The sequence below is a fragment of the Pseudactinotalea terrae genome (assembly GCF_009733845.1).
Classification (GTDB): domain Bacteria; phylum Actinomycetota; class Actinomycetes; order Actinomycetales; family Beutenbergiaceae; genus Pseudactinotalea; species Pseudactinotalea terrae.
Genome location: NZ_WNXZ01000005.1, coordinates 291,490 through 316,105, shown reverse-complemented (window position 1 = coordinate 316,105; position 24,616 = coordinate 291,490). Strand labels below are relative to the sequence as shown.

At 70.0% G+C, this 24,616-nt stretch carries 22 protein-coding genes; 12 read left to right on the top strand and 10 right to left on the bottom strand.

Features of this window, described 5'->3' with window-relative positions; genetic code table 11:
* Window positions 1-17: 17 nt before the first annotated feature.
* Window positions 18-1,037: a class II fructose-bisphosphate aldolase gene (gene fbaA / locus GPA03_RS16860; protein WP_156253181.1), complete on the top strand. Its 1,020-nt coding sequence runs from the start codon at window positions 18-20 to the stop codon at window positions 1,035-1,037.
* Window positions 1,038-1,233: 196 nt separating this feature from the next.
* Here the strand turns inward: fbaA and GPA03_RS16855 are convergent, their stop codons facing one another.
* A complete protein-coding gene (locus tag GPA03_RS16855) occupies window positions 1,234-1,674 on the bottom strand; it encodes a DoxX family protein (protein WP_156253180.1) in 441 nt (146 codons plus the stop codon).
* A gap of 86 nt (window positions 1,675-1,760) precedes the next feature.
* Between GPA03_RS16855 and GPA03_RS16850 the strand changes: the two genes are divergently transcribed.
* The 3 genes from GPA03_RS16850 (at window position 1,761) to GPA03_RS16840 (ending at window position 4,177) form a co-directional block, all read left to right on the top strand.
* The gene (locus GPA03_RS16850) at window positions 1,761-2,312 is read left to right on the top strand and encodes a TetR/AcrR family transcriptional regulator (protein ID WP_156253179.1); all 552 of its coding nucleotides are present in this window, start codon (window positions 1,761-1,763) and stop codon (window positions 2,310-2,312) included.
* A gap of 37 nt (window positions 2,313-2,349) precedes the next feature.
* Window positions 2,350-2,802: a DUF3151 domain-containing protein gene (locus GPA03_RS16845; RefSeq protein ID WP_156253178.1), complete on the top strand. Its 453-nt coding sequence runs from the start codon at window positions 2,350-2,352 to the stop codon at window positions 2,800-2,802.
* A gap of 88 nt (window positions 2,803-2,890) precedes the next feature.
* Complete coding sequence (locus GPA03_RS16840) at window positions 2,891-4,177, top strand: adenylosuccinate synthase (protein WP_156253177.1); 1,287 nt, start codon at window positions 2,891-2,893, stop codon at window positions 4,175-4,177.
* A 14-nt stretch (window positions 4,178-4,191) separates the two neighbouring features.
* Here GPA03_RS16840 and GPA03_RS16835 read toward each other — a convergent pair whose 3' ends face one another.
* Window positions 4,192-5,202, bottom strand: coding sequence for a LacI family DNA-binding transcriptional regulator (locus GPA03_RS16835; protein ID WP_241681352.1), 1,011 nt, complete (start codon window positions 5,200-5,202; stop codon window positions 4,192-4,194).
* Between the two features lie 169 nt (window positions 5,203-5,371).
* Between GPA03_RS16835 and GPA03_RS16830 the strand changes: the two genes are divergently transcribed.
* Window positions 5,372-9,982 (top strand): glycoside hydrolase family 2 TIM barrel-domain containing protein, encoded by a 4,611-nt coding sequence (locus GPA03_RS16830; RefSeq protein WP_156253176.1) that lies wholly within the window; start codon window positions 5,372-5,374, stop codon window positions 9,980-9,982.
* Between the two features lie 39 nt (window positions 9,983-10,021).
* Here the strand turns inward: GPA03_RS16830 and GPA03_RS16825 are convergent, their stop codons facing one another.
* Window positions 10,022-10,588, bottom strand: coding sequence for a DUF488 domain-containing protein (locus GPA03_RS16825; protein WP_156253175.1), 567 nt, complete (start codon window positions 10,586-10,588; stop codon window positions 10,022-10,024).
* 107 nt (window positions 10,589-10,695) lie between these two features.
* On the opposite strand from GPA03_RS16825, the gene GPA03_RS16820 reads away from it, so the two are divergent.
* The 4 genes from GPA03_RS16820 (at window position 10,696) to purD (ending at window position 13,855) form a co-directional block, all read left to right on the top strand.
* The gene (locus GPA03_RS16820) at window positions 10,696-10,887 is read left to right on the top strand and encodes a hypothetical protein (RefSeq protein WP_156253174.1); all 192 of its coding nucleotides are present in this window, start codon (window positions 10,696-10,698) and stop codon (window positions 10,885-10,887) included.
* 7 nt (window positions 10,888-10,894) lie between these two features.
* Window positions 10,895-11,962 carry a Clp protease/crotonase-like domain-containing protein gene (locus tag GPA03_RS16815; protein ID WP_156253173.1) on the top strand — a complete coding sequence of 356 codons (1,068 nt, stop codon included), beginning with the start codon at window positions 10,895-10,897 and terminating at the stop codon, window positions 11,960-11,962.
* 79 nt (window positions 11,963-12,041) lie between these two features.
* Window positions 12,042-12,470, top strand: a complete 429-nt coding sequence (locus tag GPA03_RS16810) for a PPOX class F420-dependent oxidoreductase (RefSeq protein WP_156253172.1) — start codon at window positions 12,042-12,044, stop codon at window positions 12,468-12,470.
* A gap of 131 nt (window positions 12,471-12,601) precedes the next feature.
* Window positions 12,602-13,855 carry a phosphoribosylamine--glycine ligase gene (gene purD, locus GPA03_RS16805; RefSeq protein WP_156253171.1) on the top strand — a complete coding sequence of 418 codons (1,254 nt, stop codon included), beginning with the start codon at window positions 12,602-12,604 and terminating at the stop codon, window positions 13,853-13,855.
* 79 nt (window positions 13,856-13,934) lie between these two features.
* On the opposite strand, the gene GPA03_RS16800 is transcribed toward purD, so the two are convergent.
* Together GPA03_RS16800 and GPA03_RS16795 are read right to left on the bottom strand one after the other, a co-directional pair.
* Entirely contained in the window at window positions 13,935-14,876 is a 942-nt protein-coding gene (locus GPA03_RS16800) for a GNAT family N-acetyltransferase (protein ID WP_156253170.1), read from the bottom strand.
* A 70-nt stretch (window positions 14,877-14,946) separates the two neighbouring features.
* Complete coding sequence (locus GPA03_RS16795; RefSeq protein WP_156253169.1) at window positions 14,947-15,900, bottom strand: GlxA family transcriptional regulator; 954 nt, start codon at window positions 15,898-15,900, stop codon at window positions 14,947-14,949.
* Between the two features lie 86 nt (window positions 15,901-15,986).
* Here GPA03_RS16795 and GPA03_RS16790 point away from each other — a divergent pair, with 86 nt between their 5' ends.
* The gene (locus tag GPA03_RS16790) at window positions 15,987-16,199 is read left to right on the top strand and encodes a hypothetical protein (RefSeq protein WP_156253168.1); all 213 of its coding nucleotides are present in this window, start codon (window positions 15,987-15,989) and stop codon (window positions 16,197-16,199) included.
* 86 nt (window positions 16,200-16,285) lie between these two features.
* On the opposite strand, the gene GPA03_RS16785 is transcribed toward GPA03_RS16790, so the two are convergent.
* From GPA03_RS16785 to GPA03_RS16765, 5 genes are all read right to left on the bottom strand, one after another.
* The gene (locus GPA03_RS16785) at window positions 16,286-17,194 is read right to left on the bottom strand and encodes a carbohydrate ABC transporter permease (RefSeq protein ID WP_338325738.1); all 909 of its coding nucleotides are present in this window, start codon (window positions 17,192-17,194) and stop codon (window positions 16,286-16,288) included.
* A complete protein-coding gene (locus GPA03_RS16780; RefSeq protein ID WP_156253167.1) occupies window positions 17,191-18,306 on the bottom strand; it encodes a carbohydrate ABC transporter permease in 1,116 nt (371 codons plus the stop codon). The genes GPA03_RS16785 and GPA03_RS16780 overlap by 4 nt, the downstream gene beginning before the upstream one ends.
* Window positions 18,303-19,679: an ABC transporter substrate-binding protein gene (locus tag GPA03_RS16775; protein WP_156253166.1), complete on the bottom strand. Its 1,377-nt coding sequence runs from the start codon at window positions 19,677-19,679 to the stop codon at window positions 18,303-18,305. Before GPA03_RS16775 ends, GPA03_RS16780 begins: the two co-directional genes overlap by 4 nt.
* 171 nt (window positions 19,680-19,850) lie before the next feature.
* Window positions 19,851-21,287, bottom strand: a complete 1,437-nt coding sequence (locus GPA03_RS16770) for an AAA family ATPase (protein ID WP_156253165.1) — start codon at window positions 21,285-21,287, stop codon at window positions 19,851-19,853.
* A gap of 25 nt (window positions 21,288-21,312) precedes the next feature.
* A complete protein-coding gene (locus GPA03_RS16765) occupies window positions 21,313-22,416 on the bottom strand; it encodes a TNT domain-containing protein (protein ID WP_156253164.1) in 1,104 nt (367 codons plus the stop codon).
* Between the two features lie 265 nt (window positions 22,417-22,681).
* Here GPA03_RS16765 and GPA03_RS16760 point away from each other — a divergent pair, with 265 nt between their 5' ends.
* Both GPA03_RS16760 and GPA03_RS16755 read left to right on the top strand, forming a co-directional pair.
* Entirely contained in the window at window positions 22,682-23,551 is an 870-nt protein-coding gene (locus tag GPA03_RS16760; RefSeq protein WP_241681351.1) for a phosphoribosylaminoimidazolesuccinocarboxamide synthase, read from the top strand.
* 45 nt (window positions 23,552-23,596) lie between these two features.
* Window positions 23,597-24,601 (top strand): LacI family DNA-binding transcriptional regulator, encoded by a 1,005-nt coding sequence (locus GPA03_RS16755; protein ID WP_162458400.1) that lies wholly within the window; start codon window positions 23,597-23,599, stop codon window positions 24,599-24,601.
* Window positions 24,602-24,616 lie beyond the last annotated feature (15 nt).

The window sequence follows — 24,616 nt, the reverse complement described above, 5'->3', positions numbered from 1 at the left end:
GTTCATGGAGAGTTCCCATGCCCATCGCAACCCCCGAGGCCTACGCCGACATGATCGACCGGGCGAAGGCTGGCTCCTTCGCGTACCCGGCGATCAACATCACGTCCTCGCAGACGATCACCGCAGCCCTGCAGGGCTTCGCCGAGGCCGAGTCCGACGGCATCCTGCAGGTCTCCGTCGGCGGCGGCGAGTACGCCTCCGGCTCGACCATCAAGGACCGCGTCACCGGCACGCTCGCGCTCGCGGCCTACGCCGCAGAGGTGGCCAAGAACTACCCGATCAAGGTCGCGCTGCACACCGACCACTGCGTCAAGGGCAACCTCGACTCCTGGGTGCGGCCGCTGCTGGCCATCGAGGCGGAGCAGGTCAAGAACGGTCAGCTGCCGACCTTCCAGTCGCACATGTACGACGGCTCCGACGTGCCGATCGAGGAGAACCTCGTGATCGCCGCCGAGCTGCTCGAGCTCTCGCAGGCCGCGCGCACGATCCTCGAGATCGAGGTCGGCGTGGTCGGTGGCGAGGAGGACGGCCACGAGGCCGCCATCAACGACAAGCTCTACACGACCGTCGAGGACGGGCTGGCGACCGTCGAGGCCCTCGGGTCCGGCGAGAAGGGCCGCTACCTGACTGCCCTCACGTTCGGCAACGTGCACGGCGTGTACAAGCCGGGCGCCGTCAAGCTTCGCCCGGAGATCCTCAAGCAGATCCAGGACGAGGTCGGCGCCAAGCTCGGCAAGGACAAGCCGTTCGACCTGGTGTTCCACGGCGGCTCCGGCTCGACCGCGCAGGAGATCTCCGACGCGGTCGACTACGGCGTCATCAAGATGAACATCGACACCGACACCCAGTACGCCTTCACGCGCCCGGTCGTCGAGCACATGTTCCGCAACTACGACGGCGTCCTCAAGATCGACGGCGAGGTTGGCAACAAGAAGGCCTACGACCCGCGCGCCTGGGGCAAGGCCGCCGAGGCCGGCATGGCAGCCCGCGTGGTCGAAGCCTGCCAGCAGCTGCGCTCGGCCGGCAACAAGGGCTGATTCAGCCTTCTCACCGCACTTCCCGACGGCGGCTCTCACCTGGTGAGGGCCGCCGTCGGTGTGTCTGTGGCGCGCCGGGCACGTGAGATCGCACATTCCCGGTGAGACCGCACATCGCACGGTGCGATCTCACCGGGAGTGTGCGATCTCACGTCGGTGGCCGGGCGGGGCTCGCCATCGGTGAACGGGGGCTGGGTCAGGAGGCTGCCACCACGACGGCCGAGCTGATGAACAGCACCTGCATCGCGGTGCGCGGCAACAACGGCGTGCGTGGTGCGGCCGGGTCCCCGACGCCGCGGGCCGCGCGCACGTTGGCGGGGAACATCGCCAGCAGCAGGAAACCGAGGCAGACTGCGGCCACCGTGCGCGTGGCCGGGATCAGCAACCCGACCGCGCCCGCGATCTCGAGCACACCGGTGGCGGTGACGAGCAGGTCGGGTCGCGGCAGGGCAGGGGGGACGATCGCGATGAGCCCGTCGCGGCGGGGCTGGGTCCAGTGTGCGGACGCGGTCAGCGCGAACATGGCGGCCATGCCGACGGCGACGGCGTCCGGCCAGGTCGCGACGTACTCGACGCCGAGGGCGCCCAAGCCGCGGGCGAGCAGCGTGACGATGACGAGGGCGAGCAGGGGTGCCATGGGTGGCTCCTTCATCTAGACAATGACTAGATGATGACGCGATCGCTGCATCTAGTCAATGCCTAGATCGGCGGTACGCTCGACACATGGCCGACAGCTACCACCACGGAGATCTACGGGCACAGCTGCTTACGGCGGCGGCGGGGGAGGTGGCGCGCGGCGGACCGGACTCGGTTTCGCTGAGGGCGCTGGCGCGCGAGGCCGGCGTCACCCACGGCGCGCCGGCACACCACTTCGGTGACCGGCGCGGGCTGTTCACCGCGCTGGCCGCCCAGGGCTTCGGACTCCTCGCCGACGCGCTCGCGGACTCGGTGCAGGCGCGTGACTTCGCCCGCACGGCCGTGGACTACGTGGCGTTCGCCGTCGCGAACCCGGGCCACTACGCCGTCATGTTCCGGGCCGATCTCCTCGACGGCGCGGACGCCGAGCTCCAGCAGGAGGAGACCCGCGCCGGCGACATGCTCCGCGCGGGCGTCGGGATGCTGCCGCCGGACCGGGTCGCCATCCCGGTCGAGCAGGCGCGCCAGGTGGCCTGGGCCATCGTGCACGGGATCGCGTCGCTGTACCTCGACGGGGCGCTGCGGCACGCCGACCCCGCCGCTCTCGCGCGAGCCGCGGCCGAGCAGCTGTTCGGCTGAGGCGACCCTTCGCTCGCGGGTGGGGGAGAATGGCGGCGTGACGAACCTGCTCGGGCCCGAGCCCACCCTGCTGCCAGAGGACCACCCGGATATCGCCGCTCGCACCGCGCTCGACGCGGGCGACTCCCTGCGCGACGTGGCTGCCCGGATCCCGGCGGCCTCCTACGCCTGGGGTCGGCTGGCCACGGAGGCGCTCGAGGCCGGGGACGCCGTCAGCGGCTACGCGTTCGCCCGCACCGGCTACCACCGTGGCCTCGACGCGCTGCGACGCGCCGGCTGGCGCGGCGCCGGTCCGGTCCCGGTCACTCACGTCCCGAACCAGGGCTTCCTCATCAGCCTGCTCGCGCTCGGCGCAGCAGCGGCGACGATCGGCGAGACCGACGAGGCGCAGCGGTGCCGCTCCTTCGCGCTCGACTGCGACCCCGCCGCCCCCGAGGTCCTCGCCGAGGTCAGCGAGACGCTCAGGCTCGCACCGCCGTCCTCCAGCTGACAGTGAGCCCGCAGGGGCTCGTGAACCAACGTCGGACCCGGTCGATAGGCTCACCTCCCGGGACGACAGCCGATGAAAGAGGCGGGACATGCCGGCAGTAGTGGTGCTCGGGGCACAGTGGGGCGACGAGGGAAAAGGGAAGGCGACCGACCAGCTCGGGTCACGCGTCGACTACGTCGTCAAGTTCAACGGCGGCAACAACGCCGGCCACACGGTGGTGGTCGGTGACGAGAAGTATGCGCTGCACCTGCTGCCCTCCGGCATCCTCTCGCCCGGCTGCACACCGATCATCGGCAACGGCGTCGTCGTCGACCTCGAGGTGCTGTTCCAGGAGCTCGAAGGGCTCGACGCGCGGGGCGTCGACACCTCGAAGCTGCTGATCTCGAGCTCGGCGCACGTCATCCCCTCCTACAATCGCACGCTCGACAAGGTCACCGAGCGGTTCCTGGGCAAGCGTCAGATCGGCACCACCGGCCGCGGCATCGGGCCGACCTACGCCGACAAGATGAACCGCGTCGGCATCCGGATCTCCGACCTGTTCGACGAGGAGATCCTGCGCGACAAGGTCGAGGGCGCGCTCGCCCAGAAGAACCAGATCCTCACCAAGATCTACAACCGGCGCAGCGCCGACATCGAGGAGGTCGTGGCCGAGCTGCGCTCCTTCGCGGACCGCGTTGCCCCCATGGTCGCCGACACCGGGCTCGTGCTGAACCGGGCGCTCGACGCCGGCAAGAACGTCGTGTTCGAGGCAGGTCAGGCGACCATGCTCGACGTCGACCACGGCACCTACCCTTTCGTCACCTCCTCCTCGGCGACCGCGGGCGGCGCTGCCACCGGCTCGGGCATCGGCCCCACCCGGATCGACCGGGTGGTCGGGGTCATCAAGGCCTACACCACCCGTGTGGGCGAGGGTCCGTTCCCCACCGAGCTTCTCGACGACGTCGGTGAGCAGCTCCGCAAGACCGGCGGCGAGTACGGCGTCACCACCGGGCGGCCGCGCCGCTGCGGCTGGTACGACGCCGTGGTGGCGCGCTACGCGGCCCGCGTCAACGGGCTGACGGACCTCGTGCTCACCAAGCTCGATGTGCTCACTGGCTTCGAGAAGGTACCGGTGTGCGTCGCCTACGACGTCGATGGCGTCCGCCACGACGAGATGCCTGTCGACCAGGCGGCGTTCGCGAAGGCGACCCCGATCTACGAAGAGCTCGACGGCTGGTGGGAGGACATCTCCCTGGCCCGCACCTGGGACGACCTGCCCGTCAACGCGCGCCGGTACGTGGAGGCGCTCGAGGAGATGAGCGGGACCCGCATCTCGTCCGTGGGCGTGGGGCCCGACCGCGAGGCCACGATCGTGCGGCACGACCTGCTGGGCTGACGCACAGGTCGCGCTCAGGTGCTGTCGCGGACCACGATCGCATGTGGCACGACCAGTTGTCTCGCCGGAGCCTCGCGATCGGCGATCCTGCGAATCAGCAGGTCGAGGGCCGAGGTGGTGATCGCCGTCTTGTCCGGCGCCACCGTGGTCAGTGGAGGAGCTGCGTAGCGACCCTCGTCGATGCCGTCGCTGCCGATGACAGCGATGTCGTCTGGGATGCGTAGACCTCGCGAACGCAGCGTGTGCATCGCGCCGATGGCGAGCAGATCGGTGTAGCAGTAGACGGCGTCGACCTCGACACCGCGGTCCAGCAGCTCGACCATCGCCGCTGCCCCGTCATGGTGGTGATACGTGCTTGTGCGTACCACCAGCCGAGCGTCGTAGCCGATACCCGCCTTCTGCAGCGCCCGACGATAACCTCGCGTGCGCTGCGGGCCGGTGCCGCCGGTTCCGCGCTGGTGTCCGATCGCGGCGATGTGGCGGCGTCCGCGCGCAATCAGGTGTGCGGTGGCATCCGCGGCCGCAGCGACGTTGTCGGTTCCGACGTAGTCGACGTCGGCGCCCAGGATCCGCTCTCCGAGCAGCACGATCGGTGTGTTGCCTCGCCGCCGTTCGAACATCTCGCGGGTGATGCCGAGGGGGCTGAAGACGATGCCATCGACCATGCCGCGGTCCAGCCCGTTCATGACGGCGTGCTCGGACTCCGTGCGACCCTCGGTCTGCTCGACCAGCACGCGGTAGCCGCGGTCACGCGCTGCTCGGGCGAGATCATGCACGAGCTCGGCGAAGTAGGGCACACGCACCTCAGGAAGCGCGAGCGCGATGATGCCCGACCGCTGCAGGCGCAGATTGCGGGCCGAGTGGTTCGGTCGGTAGTCGAGCTCGTCGATCGCCCACCGGACCCGCTCTTGAGTGGCCGCGCTCACCGGTCGGTTCCCCGAGAGCACATTCGAGACGGTGGTCGGCGACACCCGGGCCAGGTTCGCGACCTCTCGCACGCCGATCGGCGGCCTTGACGTTCTCACCGAGCCATCCTTCCATGGGGCCGATCCGGGATGCGTAACGTTGTACGCAGGCGGGTAGAAACGCGTTGCGAAGGCTGAGATCACGCGGATCGTGGCTGGTCGGAGTGTCCGTGCAACGACAAAATCAAGGGCTTGTGATTTATGAGTCGCGTTGCTAGCGTCGACGCCCATGCGCACGCATTCCGTCAATGGACGCCGGAACTCGAAGCTCGTCGTCGCCGTCGCCGCGGTCGCGGTCACCCTGAGCCTTGGGCTCAGCATCAGCCCCAGCGTGGCGATCCCGCCGCCGGATCCGATGCCCGATCCGGAGGGTGGCGCGACGACCACAGTGACCGGGATGGTCATCGACGCCGAGGATGGCACCGGCGTCGCCGGGGCGACCGTGCACGCCTCTCGTACCGGGATCTCGACGCTGACAAGCGCCGACGGCTCGTTCGAGCTGCCGGACGTGCCCGAGAGCAGTGCCCTGGTCGTCGCAGGCATGGAGGGGTATGACTTCAGCTCGACAGCTGTCGATGAGGAGGTCGTGCTCGAGCTGAGCGCTGACACCGACCCCGCCCGCGGCGAGTACCCGCGACCGGACGCGGACCGCAGACCCTTCACTGATGACCGTTGGCTGACGCTCGACGGCACCTGGTCGTTCGACTTCGACCCGGAGGACGTGGGTGTGCAGGAAGGCTGGTTCGATCCTGAGCACCAGCTGAGCCGAGCGATCCGGGTGCCGTTCGGATACCAGTCGCTCGCCGCCTGGGGCGAGGAGAGCCTGGCCACCAACGAGATCTTCCGTAGCTTCGACAACAACTACCGCGGCACCGTCTGGTACCAGCGCTCCTTCACAGTCCCGGAGAACTTCGACAACGACCGCACCCGGCTGCGCATCGGTGCGGCGGACTGGGGTGCCGGCATCTGGCTGGACGGCGAGGAGGTGCTGCCCTACACCGGTGACGGCAACACCGAGATCTCCGTCGACCTCGGGCGGCTCGAGCCCGGATCCACGCATACGGTGGCCATCCGCGTCGTCGCTCCGCCGACCACGCCGGAGAGCCCGTTCCCCCAGGGCAAGCAGACCGGTCAGCCGCGGGAGGGCGAGGAGACCGGTTGGTTCACCGACATCGGCGGCATCTGGCAGAGCGTCTGGATCGAGCCCTACGGTGACGCCCGGCTCACCCAGACCCATGTCACCCCGGAGCTGGAGTTCGAGGGCGACGACCGCACGCCGTCGCAGGCCACCGCCGTCGTCGCCGTCGCCGCGGAAGGCGCCGATGAGGTCAGTGTCACCGTCCGCGATCCCGAGGGCGAGGTCGTCGAGGCGGCCGAGGTGGCCCTGACCGACGGTCAGGGCACGACGCCGATCGACATCCCCGACGTGCACCTGTGGGAGCCGGACGACCCTGCGCTCTACACCGCCGACGTCGAGATCGCGGGGCAGGACGGCGTGCGGACGACGTTCGGGATGCGGTCGATCACCCGCGACTGGGCTCCGGACTCGGACGAGTACCAGTACATCCACCTGAACAACCGGCCGATCTTCGTGCGCGGTGTGCTGGACCAGGGGTACAACCCGTGGGGTGTCTACACCTACACCGGCGTGACGGCCGGCCCGGACCTGCAGACCGGCACCGAGTCGCAGCCCGGCCGCGGGTCGATCCTCTACGACCTGCTGGCGGCCAAGGAGCAGGGCTACAACGTCATCCGGACGCACCTGAAGGTCAACGAGCCGGCCTACTACCACCTGGCGGACCAGCTGGGCCTGATGATCTGGCAAGACCTGCCGAACGCGGGGTGGCTGTCCGCAGGGGACCCCGAGGCCGAGGTGCTGTTCGAGGAGATGCTCACCAATACCATCGAGCGCGACTACAACCACCCCTCGATCGTGATCTGGACGATGTTCAACGAGGCGTGGGGCATCAGCGACGATCCCTGGGACCAGCCGATCCCGGAGGACTCGTGGGACTACGTGGCGTCGATGGTGGACCGCGCACGCGAGCTCGACCCCTCACGCCTGGTGGTCGACAACTCCGCCTGCTGCCAGAACGGACACGTCGCGGACACCGACCTCAACGACTTCCACTGGTATCTCAACACCTACCAGCAGTGGAAGGACCTGCTCGATCGCTTCGCCGCCCAGGTCTACCCGGGGTCGACCTGGAACTTCAACAACGGTGCTCAGAGCGGCCAGCCGTGGCTGAACTCCGAGTTCACGCTCGGGCTGGGCAGGTTCCAGCACATCATGAGCACGTTCCGCAGCTATGAGCGATTGAACGGATACGTCGCCGTCCAGCTGACCGACCAGGAGCACGAGGAGAACACCCCGCTCACCTTCGACCGGCAGCCCAACGTTCCGCCGTACCTCGACCACGAAGGCAACCCGCGCATCGTCGGAATGTTGCAGGCGGACGACGCGATCGCGATGGTGGGCGAATCCACCCGAACCGTTGAGGCGGGCGAGACGATCTCGGTCCCGATCAAGATCTCGCACTTCAGCGACCACGACCTGCAGGGAGCCACGCTGAGCTGGCGTATCGGCGGACACGACGCCGACGGCGAGTGGGTCGGCAACGCGGCGGAGGGGTCCCAGCAGATCTCGCCGGAGCGGTACACGGTCACCGATGTCGGCACCGTCGAGGTGCAGCCCCCACCCGAGCTGCGCAGCGGCTACCTGTGGTTCTGGATCGAGATCGACGGCGAGACGATCGCGGAGAACTACCTCACCTACGACGTCCCGAACGACGACGCAGGCGCGTTCTCGCCGCTCGCCCCGACCGACTTCGCCTGGTCGGGAGGCACGGAGGTGTCCGACGCGGACGGCTCCGACTCGGTCACCGGCTACGGTCGCGGGTACTTCGAGTACGAGATGGCGCTGCCGGAGGGCATCGGTGAGAAGCGGGCCACCCTCGTGCTCGAGGTGGCGGCGGCGCAGCCGGACGGCTGGTATGACACCGTGCACGCCAGCGCCGCACGCCGCTACCCCACGCAGCTGAGCATCGAGGTGAACGGCACGGAGCAGGCCGTGGAGGTGCTCCCGGACGACCCGTACTCGCCGCTCGCCCTCGCAGGCAGGACCCGGGACTCCGTGGGTGACCACGGTGCCGACCACGGTTACCGGATCGCCGTGCCGATCGATGTCGACGAGCTCGACGGCGATACCGCGACGGTCCGCCTGACCTCCAGCGGTGGCGGCTTGGCGTTGTTCGGTTCGCGGTCGGGGTTCTACGGCGACCCGCCGCGGCTCGAGCCCGGAGACGTCGAGATCCCCGACACCCGGCCGGAGCCCAGCGCGGTCGACGACCGGCTGTCGGTCTACCAGGTGGGCGCGGAGATTTCGGGCGCGGACGGCACCGGCCAGGTCGTGGTCGCCGTCGTCAACGACACGGCGGAGACGGTAAGCGACGCCCAGGTCCGGTTGTCGCCGCCGCGCGACTGGACCACGGAGGCCGTGGATGCCACCACGCTCACGCTCCAGCCAGGCGAGGTGCGTCACGTCGTCTTCGACGTGGCCACCAACCAACCGGTGGATCTGCACACGGAGGCAGACTTCACCGCGACTGTGTCGTGGGGGGATCGAGCCATCCAGTCGATCGCTACCTCGCGGGTGCCTTTCGAGCCGGAGGCCTATACCGCCGTCGGCGTCGACGACGACTTCGCGACCGACTCGGGTGCGGAGTACGAGCTCGTGCAGCCCAACGCTCAAGAGGCGTTGCCACAGATCACCGTGGCTGACGGCACCTTGACCGGCGGCGGTGACGAGAAGTACTTCGGGTTCGTGACTCATGAGAGCGGTCCCGCCTCCGCCGACGCCGCGGTCATCGTGGAGCACGCGAGCTGGGCCGGGAACACCACCGGCCAGAACGCCATGTTCGCCGGCTACGTCAAAGACGCGGACAACTACATCGTCGCGTGGACCTCGACGAAGGGTCAGGTCGGCTTCGACTTCCGGCTCGACGGCGAGTTCTCGAACTCGTGCTGCAGCAACAACCTGACCCCGCTGCAGGAGGGCGATCGGTGGGCCGTGGTCCTGGCAGGCGACGAGGTTCAGGTCTGGTTCGACTACGGGCTCGGGTGGACCCGAGTGCGTACGGCCGCGCTCCCCGAGGCGGCGGACCTCACCGCACCAGGCGCACTCGACGGCTGGCACTATGCGGCCGGTATGCGCGGCAACGGTGACCAGCACGCGATCGGCGGGGTCGAAGGTCGCAGCGTGGATCCCGCGGCGGAACCGGACACGATGAGGCCCGAGGTGACGCTCGTCTCGCCGGGATCCGACCAGCCGGCACCGCAGATCGACATCCAGGTCGACGCGACCGACGACGTCGGGTTGTCGCGCATCGTCGCCAACGTCTACCAGGACGACGAGCTGATCGAGAGCACGCAGTCAAGGCTGGAGGGCGAGCCGAGCGGAAGCCACACAGCAACGGTCACCGTTCCAGACGGTCCGTACACCATCCGGTACAACGCCCACGATCTCGCGGGCAACGTGTCCTCGACAGGCAGCACCGATGTCGTGGTCGATGCCACGGCGCCGACCGCCACGGTCAAGACCGGGACGGAGTTCACGATCGGAGATGACGGCGTCTACTCCCAGGTGAGCTTCAAGCTGTTCGACGCCGGCAAGATCGATCGCGTCGTCGTCAACGACTACGTGCTCGACCTGGCGAACAACACCTGGTCCGACGTCAACGGGATCCGACCGGGTTCGGTGGGCGGCGTGCTTGGGGAGAACACGCTCGTCGTCTACGACGTCGCCGGAAACACCGAGACGGTCACGTTCATACTGGAGTAGTCGCCGCTGACGCGATCGGTAGAGGCGGCGGGTCGTCGCTCAGGTCGTCGGTCCGAGCCGAACCTCGGGGTAGGTCACGACGTCGTCGCTGACCTGGGGCTCCGCGCCCCACTGCCCGAGGGCGTGCGCCATCGCAGCGGCGCCGTTCATCAGGTGCACGACCGTCCAGCCCCGTGCCGTGAGCGTGTTCGCGATCAGCAACCGGTGGCAGCGCCACGGCATCGGCTCGCCGCACATGATGGCTACGTGCTGATCCGCTGCGAGGCCGGACAGCCGCGCCAGACCGCGCTCGAAGTCCTCGGTCAGCGTGTAGTCGGCGTAGTTCTTGAAGCTGGTGTTGTGCCACCCGGAGTTGATCCGTTGGTCGATGTCGCGCTGCTTCGGACGGCGCCCCCCGAGATCGCTCAGGTGCAGGTAGCCGATCTCGGCCGCTGAGAGCCACGACGGCATCTCGTCGGCGTCGAACTGTGGACTGCGCCGCGAGCCTGGCATCTTGCGGACGTCGACCACCAGGTCGATCTGCGCCGACTCGAGCGTGGCGAGCACCATGTCGGGCGGGCACGTCCAGTGACCGATCGTCCACACCGTTCCCGCTGCGCCTCCCATGCCACCACTAGAGCACTCCTGTGCGAGTGACACGCCGCGGCGAGGTCCGGTGTGGCGTCGGGCGTGGCGGTTACCGTGGAGCCGACCCCGACTGTCTGGAGCCACGTATGTCCACTGGAGTCGTCGCCCTGCTGCTGGGCCTCGGCATGGTGCTCGCGCTGCGCTCGAAGCTGACCGGCCTCGGAGTCTTCCTCGGTGTGGTGTTCGGGTTCGTGCTCGCGCTGACCCCGCTGGGTGGGCCCGTGCGGGAAGCGCTCGACGCGTTGGGCGGGATCCTCTCGGCGCTCTTCACCGAGTAGGGACGCCATGACCGGTCGCGCCTCCGCCGTCCGGAACCGACTGCTCGTCGCGGGCCTCGCCGTGCTGCTCGCGTGGTTGTTCGAGTGGACCTCGGACGCAGGTCTGCTGATGCTGCTGCTCGCGGTGGTCGCGCTCCTGCTCGCGATCATGCGCGGCGCGTTCGGAGGGCTGCCGGTGCTGCTGCACTGGCTGCTGCGCTATCGGAAGGTCGACATCGGGCTGCGCCAGCTCGGCGACATCATCGGCGAGCACGAGGACGACATGCGCCGGTCCGGGCTCGTGGTGTCGCGGGGGATGCGACGGCCCAGCGTGCTCTGGGCGCTGACCCGCCGGCGCGCGCCGCAGGCCCGCCCGTTGCCCGATCTGGTCCCCAGGCTGCGCCATGCACCGTACGACGGCGGCATCGTGGTCTCGCTCGAGGCCGTGCGAGCCGGGATGTCCCAGCAGGAGATCCTCGACGCGCTGCCACGGCTGAGGTCCGCCTGGGGTGTCGACGACGTCGAGGCGACAGCCCGGTCCGGTGGCCGGGTGGTCGACTTCCGGATCCCGATGACCGAGGACGCGCTGGCAGGGGCAGAACCGACCTCGCCCCGCGACGGCCGCGAGCCCCGGTCGCCGCGCGTGCTCCGTGCCGAGGAGGCAGCCGGGGGCGAACGCCGATCGCACGAGGAGGAGGATGCCGCATGCGAGCCCGGCCTGCGGCGCCCGCCCGACGCGCCCCCGGTCACGGTGGTCGACGGCCGGGAGGCCCGGACCGAGACCATCAACCGCGCCTACCCGCCACGGATCCGCCCGGGTCTCGAGCCCGATGAGCACGGTCGCTACGAGCTCACGATGCTGCCCGCCGATGCTGCCCGGACCTTCGCGCCACGCTCGACCGAAGGAGGCAGCAACCCTTCCACGGACGAGATCCCGGTCATCGAGGCGCCCACCAGCCTGCCCGAGCACACGTCGGCAGGGCGGCAGGGTGGGCGCAACCCGGTCATCAACGGTGGCGAGGCGGCCAGCCCCACCCATGTGGATGAGCGCGAGCTGCGTCTCGGCGCGCAGTGGCGCACCGGCAGGGGCCGCTGACCGCAGACCCGGCGCGATCGCCAGAGGTGAGCATGCCCGCCTCGGGAATGCTGCGCCGTCGGGCAGGGTTCCCAGGAGCATGACGGGAACGGATGAGACCAAGCTGCTCGACATCGTGGCCGAGAACCACCTGGGCGTCCTCACCACGATCAAGCGCGACGGGCGGCCGCAGCTGTCCGACGTGACGTACGTGCTCGACCGGCAGGCGCGCACGATCCGGGTGTCGATCACCGACAGCCGCGCGAAGACCAAGAACATCCGGCGGGATCCGCGGGTGAGCATGCACGTGCGGCCGCAGGGGTGGGGCTACGCGGTGGCCGAGGGGACCGCGCGGCTGAGCGAGGTGACCCGCGCCGTCGACGACGCGACCGCCGAGGCGCTCGTGACGCTCTATCGCGACGCGCGCGGCGAGGAGCACCCGGACTGGGACGAGTACCGCGAGGCAATGGTCGAGCAGGGTCGGCTCGTGCTGACGATCGACATCGAGCGGCTCTACGGCGCGGTCTGATCCACGCCCCGATCCGCCCGCAATCCCACGGCCACCGCGGTCACGCCCCCGCGGAGAGCGCTTTGGGGTGGGTTGGGGTTCGCCCGGTGGACCGAGATCACCCCGTAGGTGGGCCGATAGGGTCAGACCCCGTGAAGATCCTCGTCATCGGTACCGGGGCGCGTGAGCACGCGCTCGCCCGCGCTCTTGCTCTCGACCCGGCGACCACGGCCGTCGTGGTCGCACCGGGCAACCCGGGGACCGCGCGGCTCGACAAGACCGAGAATACGCCCGTCGACGCCGAGGACCCGGCCGCCGTGGCCGCGCTCGCGCAACGGGTCCGGGCGGATCTCGTGGTCGTCGGGCCCGAGGCGCCACTGGTGGCGGGGGTGGCCGATGCCGTGCGGGCGACCGGTATCCCCGTGTTCGGGCCGGATGCCGCCGCCGCTCGCCTCGAGGGCTCGAAGGCGTTCGCCAAGGAGATCATGGCCGCTGCGGCCGTGCCGACGGCCGCCGCTCGGGTGTGCACGACGCTCGCGGAGGTCGAGGCCGCCCTGGCGGAGTTCGGCGCGCCCCACGTCGTCAAGGACGACGGGCTCGCGGCCGGCAAGGGCGTGGTGGTGACCGAGGACCGTGACGCTGCGCTCGCGCATGCCGCGAGCTGCCTGGAGCACGCCGCCGTGGTGGTCGAGGAGTACCTCGACGGGCCCGAGGTGTCGCTGTTCTGCCTCGCGGACGGGAGCACCGTGGTGCCGCTGGCGCCGGCGCAGGACTTCAAACGCCTGCTCGACGGCGACGAGGGCCCCAACACCGGCGGCATGGGCGCGTACTCGCCGCTGACGTGGGCGCCTGACGGCCTGACCGAGGAGGTCGTGGAGCAGGTGGCGCTGCCGGCCGTGCGGGAGCTCGCGAGGTGCGGCACCCCGTTCGTCGGGCTGCTGTACTGCGGGCTCGCGCTCACCTCGCGCGGGCTGCGGGTGGTCGAGTTCAACGCGCGGTTCGGCGACCCCGAGACGCAGGTCGTGCTCGCCCGGCTGCAGTCCTCGCTCGCGACCGCGCTGCACGCCGCCGCGACCGGTGCGCTTGCGGAGCTGCCGGCGCTGCAGTGGTCCACCGACGCCGCGGTCACGGTCGTCGTCGCCTCGCACGGCTACCCGGTCTCGGCCCGCAAGGGTGACGTGATCTCCGGCGTCGAGGAGGCCGAGCAGCTCCCCGGCGTCCACGTCCTGCACGCAGGGACCGCGACCGACGAGGCCGGCGCGCTGGTCACCGCCGGCGGTCGGGTGCTCTCGGTCACCGGCGTGGGTGCCGATATCGAGGCCGCCCGGGCTGCTGCCTACGCCGGCGTCGCCGCCATCACGATCGACGGCGCCCAGCACCGCACCGACATCGCCGCAGGCCGGTAGCGCGCACGATCGCTCCGATCCGGGCGAGTGTCGGAAGTGCGTTGAAATCGGGTCTGGGTCGGACGTGCGTTGAAATCGGTCAGGGCTGGGGGCGCTTGGCGTAGGTGGCCTGGGTGCGGACCGGCGTGAACCCGACCGACTCGTACAGCGCGCCGGCGCCCGTGGGGTTCTGGGAGTCGACCCCGAGATCGACGACGTCGTAGCGCCCGCTCGCTGCGGCATCCGCGACAGTGGCGAGCAGGACCTGGCGAGCCAGGCCCCGGCCACGTGCAGCCTGAACGGTTCCGACGAGGCTGATGTACAGCTCCCGAGGCACCCACTCGCCGCACACGACGTACGCGAGCACGGCTCCGCCGTCGTCCATCAGCACACGCGAGTCAGCGCCGCGGAAGGACCGGCCGCCGATGGTGTCCGCCCACTGCTCGGGCGACTGCGCCGTCGAGCCCCAGTGGGTGGCGAAGGCGTCGTTGTGAGCGAGCCGGAGCGGCTCGGCCAGGTCCGGGGAGAACGGCCGGATGCGGGCGTCGTCGGGCGCGGCGAGCGGCTCGCCGGGCAACGGTCGGGTCATGTCGGTGAAGTAGCGGGCGGGGGAGTAGCCGAAGTCCTCGAGCAGCGGCCGGGCGTCGCTGCCCTCCTTGCCGCCCTGGGCGCGCAGCAGGACCGGTGCCGCGGGGTGGCGCTCGCGGGCCAGCTCGAGCGCACGCGGCTCCATGCGTCCCAGCAGCTCGGTCCCGATGCCCCGGCCGCGCCAGTCGGGATGGACGCCGCCGTCGAGCTGGGCGCGCGCATCCCCCTCGGCGGTCAGCTCGGTGGCGACCCGGAGCTGCCCGTAGGCGACGAGCCGATCCTCGTCCCAGACCGCCCACGAGTCACGCTCGGCATCGAAGCCGTGCTCGGTCAGCTCCTCGGCGAGATCCTCGGCGTCGTAGAACTCGTCGGTGTCGTCGGCCTTCGCGAGGATGTTCGTGAGCTCGGACCACTGCGGGGTGGTCTCGGTGGTGAGCGTGCGCCAGGTCAACATCGGAGCAGTCTCGCCCGACGGCGTCCCGCGCGCGAGCTGTTATGGCGTGCTGGATCGAACTGGGTCGAGATCAGGTGGTGGAGAAGGCGCGGCGGTAGCGCTGGGGCGACGTCCCGAGGACGGTCTGGAAGTGGGCGCGCAGCAGGGCGGCGGAGGAGAAGCCGACGTCGGAGGCGATCTGCTCGACCGAGGAGTCGGAGCTCTCCAGCAGCTCGCGGGCGCGCAGCACGCGCTGCTGCAGCAGCCAGCGGTGCGGCGTGGTGCCGGTCTCGGCGGCGAAGCGGCGCGCGAACGTCCGCTCCGACATCACGGCGTGCCGAGCGAGGGTGGTGACCGAGTGGGGCTCGTGCAGGTTCTCGAGCGCGTAGGTGAGGGTGGCCTGCAGGCTGTCCGCGGTGCACTCGGGCACTGGGGTCTGCACGTACTGGCGCTGCCCGCCGTCGCGCTGCGGCGGCACCACCATGCGGCGAGCGATCGCGTTGGCCACGCCTGCGCCCAGCTCCCGCCGCACCAGGTGGAGGCAGGCATCGATGCCCGCGGCGGTGCCTGCACCGGTGATGAGGGAGCCGTTGTCGACGTAGAGGACGTCCATGGTGACGTCGATCTGGGGGAAGCGCTCCTTGAACTCCTCGAGATAGCGCCAGTGGGTCGTGGCCTGCAGGCCGTCGAGGAGGCCGGTGGCGGCGAGAGTGAAGGAGCCGCTGCAGATCGTCAGCACGGTGGCACCGCGCGCGTGCGCGGCGCGAATCACCTCGAGCAGCTCGGCCGGGTACTCCTCGAGGATCGCGCCGGCCGGGAGGATGAGCAGATCGGCCTCGACGGCATCGGCCCACGCGTGCGTGGGCACGAGGGTGCCGCCGGTGTTGAGCGTCACCGGCGCCCCGGCGACCGAGCCGGCGGTGAGGAACTCGAAGGCCGGGACGCCATCCTCGGTGCGGTCGAACCCGAACACCTCGGCCGCGACCGCGTACTCGAACACCGACGTCGGGTCGAGGACAAGGGCAGCGATGCGCTTCAGTGCCATCGCACCACCGTAGTTGGCAGGAATCCGACGTGCAATGGCATCCCTGCCACTCGTGGCAGGAATCCGCCGCCCGCATGATTGAGGACATGTCCATCGTGATCGCCGCGGTCGTCCTCACCGCACTCGTCTACCTGCTGCACCGCGACTCTGCCGCCACCGCCGCCGACCCGTACCGCGAGGTGCTCGTGGACCGCGATGCCCAGCGTGTCCGCGCCGACCTCCTCGCCGGCGCCGATCGCCTCACGAGCCCGCGCCGCCGGGCCGTTCTCGACGTGGATGACTGGGAGCCGCGCGCCTGAGCCCGCCCGGGCGAGCACGAACGACGGCGGCCGGTCACCGGGAAGGTGACCGGCCGCCGTCGTGCATGTCCGGAATCGAGTCGAGGTCAGCCCTTCACGGCGCCGGAGGTGAGACCGCGGACGAAGAACCGCTGCAGGAACACGAACACCAGGATGGGTAGCGCCATCGAGATGAAGGCACCCGCCGTGAGCAGCTCCGCACCCTGACCCTGTGTGCCGAGCAGCTGCTGCAGCTGCACGATGACGGTGGCATTGGTCGGGAGCAGGAACAGCTTCGCTATCAGCAGGTCGTTCCACACCCAGAGGAACTGCAGCGTGGCGAACGCGGCCATCGCCGGCATCGACATCGGGGCGACCAGCCGCCAGAAGGTCTGGTAGTGGCTGGCGCCGTCGATCTTGGCGGACTCCACGACCGAGGTCGGGAGCGTGCTCATGTAGTTGCGGAGCGTGTACAGGCACAGCGGCATGCCGAAGCCCGTGTGCAGCAGCCAGATCGCCACGAACTGTCCCGAGATGCCGAGCCCGTAGGGGCCCAGCAGGTACAGCATCGGCTGCAGCGCGACCTGGATCGGCACCACCATCACCGCGACGATGACGACGAACAGGACCTCCTTGCCGGGGAAGAACATGAAGGTGAAGGCGTACGCAGCGAAGGCCGCGAACATGATCGGCAGGATCGTGGCGGGAACCGACACCACCAGGGTGTTGAGGAAGCCCGTCCCCATGTTGGAGCCCTCGAGGACGCCCGCGTAGTTGTCGAGCGTCCAGCCCTGCTCGACCGGGTTGAACACCGCGGTCCACCATCCAGAGCTGGCGACGGCCTCGCGGCTGCGGAACGAGCTCACCAGCAGGCCGAAGGTAGGGATCGACCACAGGATGACCAGCACGATCATCACGATGATGGAGGTCCAGCTGCGGGGCCTGCCATCCTTCATGTAGGAGGGCTGGCGCTTCGACTTCTTCGCGAGGCGCGGGGCGTCGGTGAGCGCGGTCACTGGGCCTGCTCCTTCCGGTAGTGGCGCACCTGGTAGATGAGGATCGGCGTCACGAGGAGCAGCAGCACGACCACGATCGCCGATGCGCGACCGGCGCGGCCTTGCGTGAAGAGCTCCTGGAAGAACATCAGCGCGATCACGTTGGTGCGGTAGTTGCCGTTGGTGAGCACGTAGATGATGTCGAACACCTTGAGCACCAGGATGACCACGGTGATGAACACCGTGATGATCGTCCCCTTGATCTGCGGGATGATCACCTGGAAGAACACTTGGGGCTCGCTCGCACCGTCGAGCCGCGCCGCCTCCAGGGTCTCCTCGGGTACTCCCTTGATCGCTCCGGAGAGCAGCACCATCGCGAACCCGGACTGCATCCAGATGAGGATCACCATCATCAGCAACGAGTTCAGCCGCGCGGTGTCCTCCTGGATCCAGTCGATGCTCGACCCGAGGATCGCGTTGAGGATCCCGATGTTGGGGTTGGCGCTGTAGATCAGCACGCCCCAGATCGTCGAGGCGCCGACGAACGAGACTGCCATCGGGAGGAAGATCAGGCTCTTGGAGATCTTCTCGCCACGTGCGGAGAGCCGATCCGGGAACAGCGCCACCGCGATACCGATGGCCACGGTGAGCGCCGGGACGATGAGCAGCCACAACGCGTTGTTGCTGAGGGCCAGCCAGAAGGCTGGGTCCTGGAAGATCGACACGTAGTTGTCGAAGCCCACGTATCTGGTGCTGTCGTTGTTCGCGAAGCTGTAGTTGATCGTCTGCACCGTCGGGTAGATCAGCATCAGCCCGATCAGTCCCAGCGCCGGCAGCACGAACGCGTACGGGATCAGACCCTGGGACAGCCGTTGCGGGAGCGACTCGATGAAGACGTTGATGAAGTAGAACAGCAACGCTGCGCCACCGAGCCCGGCGATCATGCCCACGACCGCCATCAGGATCCGGTTGTGGAAGTACCACTGCGGGTAGTACGCCAATGACAGGAAGATGTTCGCGGTCAACCAGGCGACGACGCAGATCCCGACGATCCCCACGAGCATCCGCAGCGGCCGGGCGGGCGAACCACCCCGCCTGACCTCGGGAGCCGGAGCCTCGGCGAGCGCGGTCATGAGTCGGCCTCCTCCTCGGCGGCCGGCCAGCTGTTCTCGATGTCGGTGGTGACCTGCTCCGCGGTCTTGTCACCTCGGATCCACTCGACCATCCCGGTCCAGAAGGTGCCGCCGCCGACGGCGTTCGGCATCAGGTCCGAGCCGTCGAACCGGAACACGTCCGCTGCGGCCACGATCTCGGCGGTCTGGCGGGTGATCTCGTCCGGGTACAGGCTGGCGTCGAACGTGGTGTGGGGCGACAGCCAGCCTCCCGCTTGCGCCCACGCGCCGCCGAAGGCGTCGGAGGTGAGGAACTCCATGACCTGGATGGCTTCCTCGTCGTTGCCGTTCATCAGCGCTGCGAGGTCACCGCCGCCCATGATCGGCTGGCCGTCGTACTCGGAGTCGGCGGCCCGTGGGAAGACGAAGAGCCCGACCTGGTTGTCGAGATCCGCCTGGACGTCGTCCGGGAAGAACCCGGTCACGAAGTTGCCCTGCCGCTCCAGCAGGCACTGCGGCGGGTCCTCGAAGGCCGGCAGCATCGCGTTGCCGAACGGCGTCGACAGCACGCCCGAGGGGCCGCCGAGCACGTTGTCCGGGGTCTCCAGCAGCTCGCCGTAAGCCTCGAAGGCGGCGATGACGCGTTCGTCGTTGAAGGGGATCTGGTGGGAGGTCCACTCGTCGTACACGTCCGGGCCCCAGAGGCGGAGCATGTACTCCTCGATCCAGTCGGTGCCGACCCAGCCGGTGGCCTGGTCGGAACCCCAGCCCATGCACCACGGCGCGATACCGTCCTCCCGGATCTGGGTCGCGACCTCCGCGAGCTCGTCGAGGTTCGCAGGCTCGGCGTTGTAACCGCCCGCCTCGTAGGCCGCTGCCGGGTACCAGACGACAGACTTCACCGCCATGCGCATCGGCGCGCCGTACACGCGTCCGTTCAATCGTGCCGCTTCCAGAAAGCCCGGCACCAGGGTGCGGTCGATGGCCTCGTAGTCGAGGTAGGTGTCGATCGGCTGGATGAAGCCGTCGGCGGCGAGCTCAAGCAGACCACCCGGCTGCGGGAAGATCGCGATGTCGGGGGCTTGCCCCGAGCTGGTGCGGAGCCTGATCGTGTTGGTGAAGTCCTGATCAGAGCTGTACCGGACATCGATGCCGCTCTCGGCCTCGAACTCCTCGATCGCGGCGAGAAATCCCTGCTCCTCCTGGCCGCCGAACGCTCCGAGGATGGTGACGACCCCATCGCCGTCGGCCTCGGCGTTGTCGGCGAGGCCTTCGCCGCCGCCGGCCGCTCCGCCACCGCTCTGGCTCGGATTCTGCAAGCACCCGGTCAGGAGCAGAGCCCCGGCCGTTGCGGTGCACGCGAGCGCCAGCAGGCGCTGCCTCGCTCCTCGCATCCCGACTCCTTCGTCTGTTTGCCAACAGGGAGGGGACCGACGCCGGCCCCCTCGCAAGCAACCTACAACCGCGCAGGTGCGGGCGTGCGGGATCCGCGATCGTTACGGAACTGCAACCTGAGCGCCGTCGGGCGGGAGGTGCCAGAGCGCGGCACGACGGCGCAGCTCACCTCAGGCGTAGCCGCCGCCGGTCGCAGGCCACTCGCCGCCGCCCAGCAGTGCCCGCGTGATCGTGGAGGAGTCGGTCATCATCTCGGCGAGCGCGGAGCGCAGGTGGGCGTCCGCGACCTCCTCCTCGGCCACTGCCGCGAGCAGCACGGCACGCCGCACCAGCTCCTTGGCGAACGAGGCGGTGGTGCCGTCGGAGTCCCGAGCGACCTCGTCGAGCACCGTGTCCGAGAACGGCGGGCCCCGCCCGTACAGCGACAGCAGGGCACGCCGTGCAGCCCGGTCCGGCCGCGGGATCTCGACCGCGAGGTCCACCCGGCCCGGCCGCTGCGCCAGCGCCGGCTCCAGCACGTCCACCCGGTTGGTGGTGAGCAGGAAGGTCACGTCGGAGTCGGAGGCGAGGCCGTCGAGGGCATCGAGGACCTCGAACAGCAGCGGCGAGGAGCCGAAGTGGTCGCGCTGCTCGGCCACGAGGTCGCAGTCCTCGAGCACGACGATCGCGGGCTGGAGCGCCCTCGCCGTCTGCGTGGCCAGCGAGATCAGCTGCAGCGCCATCCCGGTCAGCATGATCACGGTGGTGCCTTCGGCCATGCCGAGCAGGTGCCGCACGGTGAGGGTCTTGCCGGTCCCGGGCGGGCCGTAGAGCAGCACGCCGCGCTTGAGGTGCTGCCCGGCCCTGGCGAGCGCCTCCCGGTGCGCGCCGATCCCGAGGACGTGCCGCTCGACCTTCGCGAGCGCCCCCTCGGGCAGCACGATGTCCGCGGCAGGGACCTGAGGCCGCGGCTGGAACGTGACCTGACCCTGGTTCGGGATGCCCATCGTGGCCTCGAACTCGGAGCCGCCGAAGGTCACGATCTGCCCCCGCAGCACGCTGCGGGAGTTCATGAGCTCCCGGATGCGGCCGAGCACCGCGGCGGCGACGCCCTCCTCCGTGGTGAGCACCTCGAGGCGCGGGGTCGCGCCGTACTGAGCCCGGGTGCCCCGGGTGACGACCGCGACCGGGCGAGCTCCGCCGTCGTCGGGCCACCGGAACAGGTAGAGCCCGAAGGCGACGACGGACCGCTCGGACTCGGGTCCGATGGCCACCTTCTCGTAGTCGACCGGCCCGACCGGGAAGTCGATGTAGGTGGCGTTGAGCATCTCCGACAGGCTGGTGTGCCAGCGCTGCTCACCGCCGCCGACGCCGATGAGCTCACCGCCGCCGGCCTCCTCGAGGAGGTGCTCCAGCGCGAGGTCCACATCGGCGAACCGGAACGGGCTGATCTCCTCGGTCAGCACCGGCAGCACGGTCGGATCGGTCGCGAGGTGCTGCCTCAGCCGGTCGGCGAGGCGCTGCTTGTCGCCCAGGCGGTCGCGGCTCGCGTAGTGGTTCGCCGACTCCGCGAGCCGACCGAAGGCGGCAAGGAAGCGGGTCAGGTCGCCGTCGTCAGGAGTGCTCACGGTCCGATCAAACACGAGGGGACCGTCATCCGGCGACCTGCACCACCGCGACCGCCTGCTCCCGCACGAGGTCCCGCATCGCCCGCCCGCCCTCGACGTGGAACCGGATCCCGCCACCGGGCTGCCCGAACCACGCCGGCACGATCTCGGCCTGCACCTCCACGGGCCGCAGCGCTACGAAGGTCACGAGCTGTGCGCCGGGCTGCATCGCGGTGGGCGGCAGCGAACGCTGCTCCCACGGCGTGCCCCAGCCGAAGAAGTACAGGCCGTCGATGCCGCCGTAGCGGTCGTACGGGACCCCGACCGCGAGGTTGGTGATCAGGCCGCCCAGACCCACGTTGAGCAGGCGTGCGTGCAGATCGGCGTACGCACGCTGCGCACCCTGGGCGCGGGCGGCGAGCTCGGCCTGCGGTACCTGCACCGGCCGCGGCATCGGCGCCATGAGGTACTGCCAGAGCCCCTCGCACGCCTGCCGCTCGCTGCGGTACTCGTCCAGCAGGTGGTGCTGCCCGTAGTCGGTCACCCGCAGCGTGAAGTGTGACGGCGAGTAGCGGACCACCTCGAGGTGGCCCTCGAAGCTCTGGCGCGGGTCTTCGCCGGGGAGGAGGACGGCGCCCCTCGGGACGCCTGCGCCGTCCAGGGCCTGGCGGAGCTCGGCGACCGCCTCACCCTCGACGGCGTCGGGGGCGAGCCAGAGCGGGATGTGCGCCCTGTCCCGGGGGTACCGCCTGAGGTCCGTCAGCCACCGGTCCTCGGTCGGCACGAGGGGCTCGGCAGGTGCGTCGAGCATCGAGATGGTCGTCGAGTTCCACGCGGGGCGGCGCTCGTAGTTCGGCTCGAACCGCAGGTCCTGCTGCGGGGCGACGACGGCCCGCGCCGAGAACCAGGCGCCGATGCCGGGCCGGGCCATCTGGGCCCGGAGCGCCGCGAACGCCTGGTAGGCCGCGTCGGGCACGACGACACGCTCGATGCCGGACTCGGTGATCCGGAAGGCGCGGCCGGAGTGCTGGGTGCCCGCCTGCGACCACTCCGCCTCGACCCGGACCGCTGCCTCCCCGCCCACCGCGCGCAGCGCATCACCGAGCGTGGCGAGCAGGCCAGGGTCTGGCTCGGGGGCGGCGGGCTCCATGGTGAGGTCAGGCTAGTCGCACGACCTCACGCCGTCCGCGTGTGCGTGGCTCAGGTCGCCGCACCGCACCGAGCCCGGTGGCTGAGCGGCGATGTCGTGCCGGGGCTGGTGGCTCAGCGGCCATCTGGCAGCGGCCGATGGACGCTGGGCCACCGGCGGCCGGGGTGGATGGACGCTGAGCCACCAGCGGCCGGGTTGGGTGGGCGCTGGGCCACCCGGCGGACCGGGTGAGCGGCTGGCCGCACGGGCTGGAAGGATGCGGGGCATGGTTGCTGAGCTCCCCGGCTGGACGCATATCTACTCAGGCAAGGTCCGTGACCTCTACGAGCCCGAGGCGGGCGGTGAGGAGGTGCTCGTGGTGGCGAGCGACCGGATCAGCGCCTACGACCACGTGATCGCCACCCCGATCCCGGACAAGGGGGCGGTGCTGACCGCGCTGAGCCTGTGGTGGTTCGAGACGCTCGGGGTGCCGAACCATGTGATCTCGACCGATGTGCCGGCTGCCGTCGCCGGGCGCGCGATGATCTGCCGCCGGCTCGCGATGTTCCCCGTGGAGTGCGTGGCTCGCGGCTACCTGACCGGATCCGGCCTGGTGGAGTACCAGCAGAGCGGCTCGGTGTGCGGGGTGCCGCTGCCCGAGGGGCTGGTCGACGGCTCGAAGCTCCCGCAGCCGATCTTCACGCCCGCGACGAAGGCGGACCTCGGCGAGCACGACGAGAACGTCAGCTTCGAGAAGGCGGCAGCCACGGTCGGCGAGGATGCCGCGACACGGCTGCGGGACCTGACGCTCGAGCTGTACACGCGCGCGGCGGAGATCGCCGCCGAGCGCGGCGTCATCCTCGCCGACACGAAGTTCGAGTTCGGGCGCATCCCGGGCACCGACGAGATCATCCTCGGCGACGAGGTGCTCACCCCCGACTCCTCGCGCTACTGGCCCGCCGACGCGTGGGAACCGGGTCACGCGCAGCCGAGCTTCGACAAGCAGTATGTGCGGGACTGGCTGACATCTCCGGCGTCGGGATGGGACAGGGCGGGAGACGCGCCGCCACCGCCGCTGCCGCTGGACGTGGTGGAGCGGACCCGCGCGCGTTACGTCGAGGCGTACGAGCGGCTCACCGGGCGCGCGTTCGGCTGACCGATGGCAGGAGCGGATCGAGGGCAGCGGACGAAGAGCGCGACGATGCACGACGTCGCGGCCGCCGCCGGCGTCTCCACGATGACCGTGTCCAACGTCATCAACGGCCGCTCCGCGCGCGTGGGCGAGACGACGCGTGAGCGGGTGCTGGCCGCGATCGCCGAGCTCGGGTACCGCGTGAACCCGACAGCACGGTCGCTGCGCCGTGGCCGCACCGGGGTGATCGGGTTCGCGGTGCCCGGGCTCGGCACCGAGTACTTCGGCGCGCTGGCGGCGCGTCTCGGCCGCCGGCTGCGCGCGCGGGGGTACCGGCTCGCCGTCGAGAGCACGGGCGGCGAGCTCACGGGTGAGCTGGACTCGCTCGCGGCCAGCCACCTCGACAGCTACGACGCGCTCGTGCTCGCGCTCGCGGCGGGCGAGGTCGACGACCTGGAGCTGCTGCAGCCGGACAAGCCCCTCGTGCTGGTGGGGGAGCGCGCCGTGAGCGACCGCTTCCATCACGTCCGCATGGACAACGTCGGCGGTGCCCGGCTCGCAGTCGAGCATCTCCTCGACGGCGGTGCTCGCTCGATCGTCGCCCTCGGCGGCTTCGAGGGTCCGCACGAGTCGGCGCAGGAGCTGCGGGTGCGCGGCTACCGGGAAGCGCTCGAGGCGCGCGGCATCGATGTCGACCCGGATCTGATCGTGGACTGCGGGCTCGCCGCCGAGGAGGGGTGGGAGGCACTGGGCGCGCTGCTGGACCGCGGCGTGGTCCCCGACGGCGTGTTCGCCCTCACCGATTCGGCGGCGTACGGGGCGCTGCGGGCGCTGATCGACCGGGGGATCGCGGTCCCGGAGCAGGTCTCGGTCATCGGTTTCGACAACCTCCCGAGCAGCAGGTTCGCGGTGCCCTCGCTGTCGACGATCGAGCCCGGGAACGAGGAGATCGCGGATGCGGTCTGCTCGATGCTGCTCGCTCAGCTCGAGCAAGCTCCCGACGGCGGGGCTCGCCTGTGCGTGCCCCGTCCAGATATTGTGGTGCGGGAGAGCACTCGCGCTGTCGAAAGATAGGCTGCAGGTCGGTCG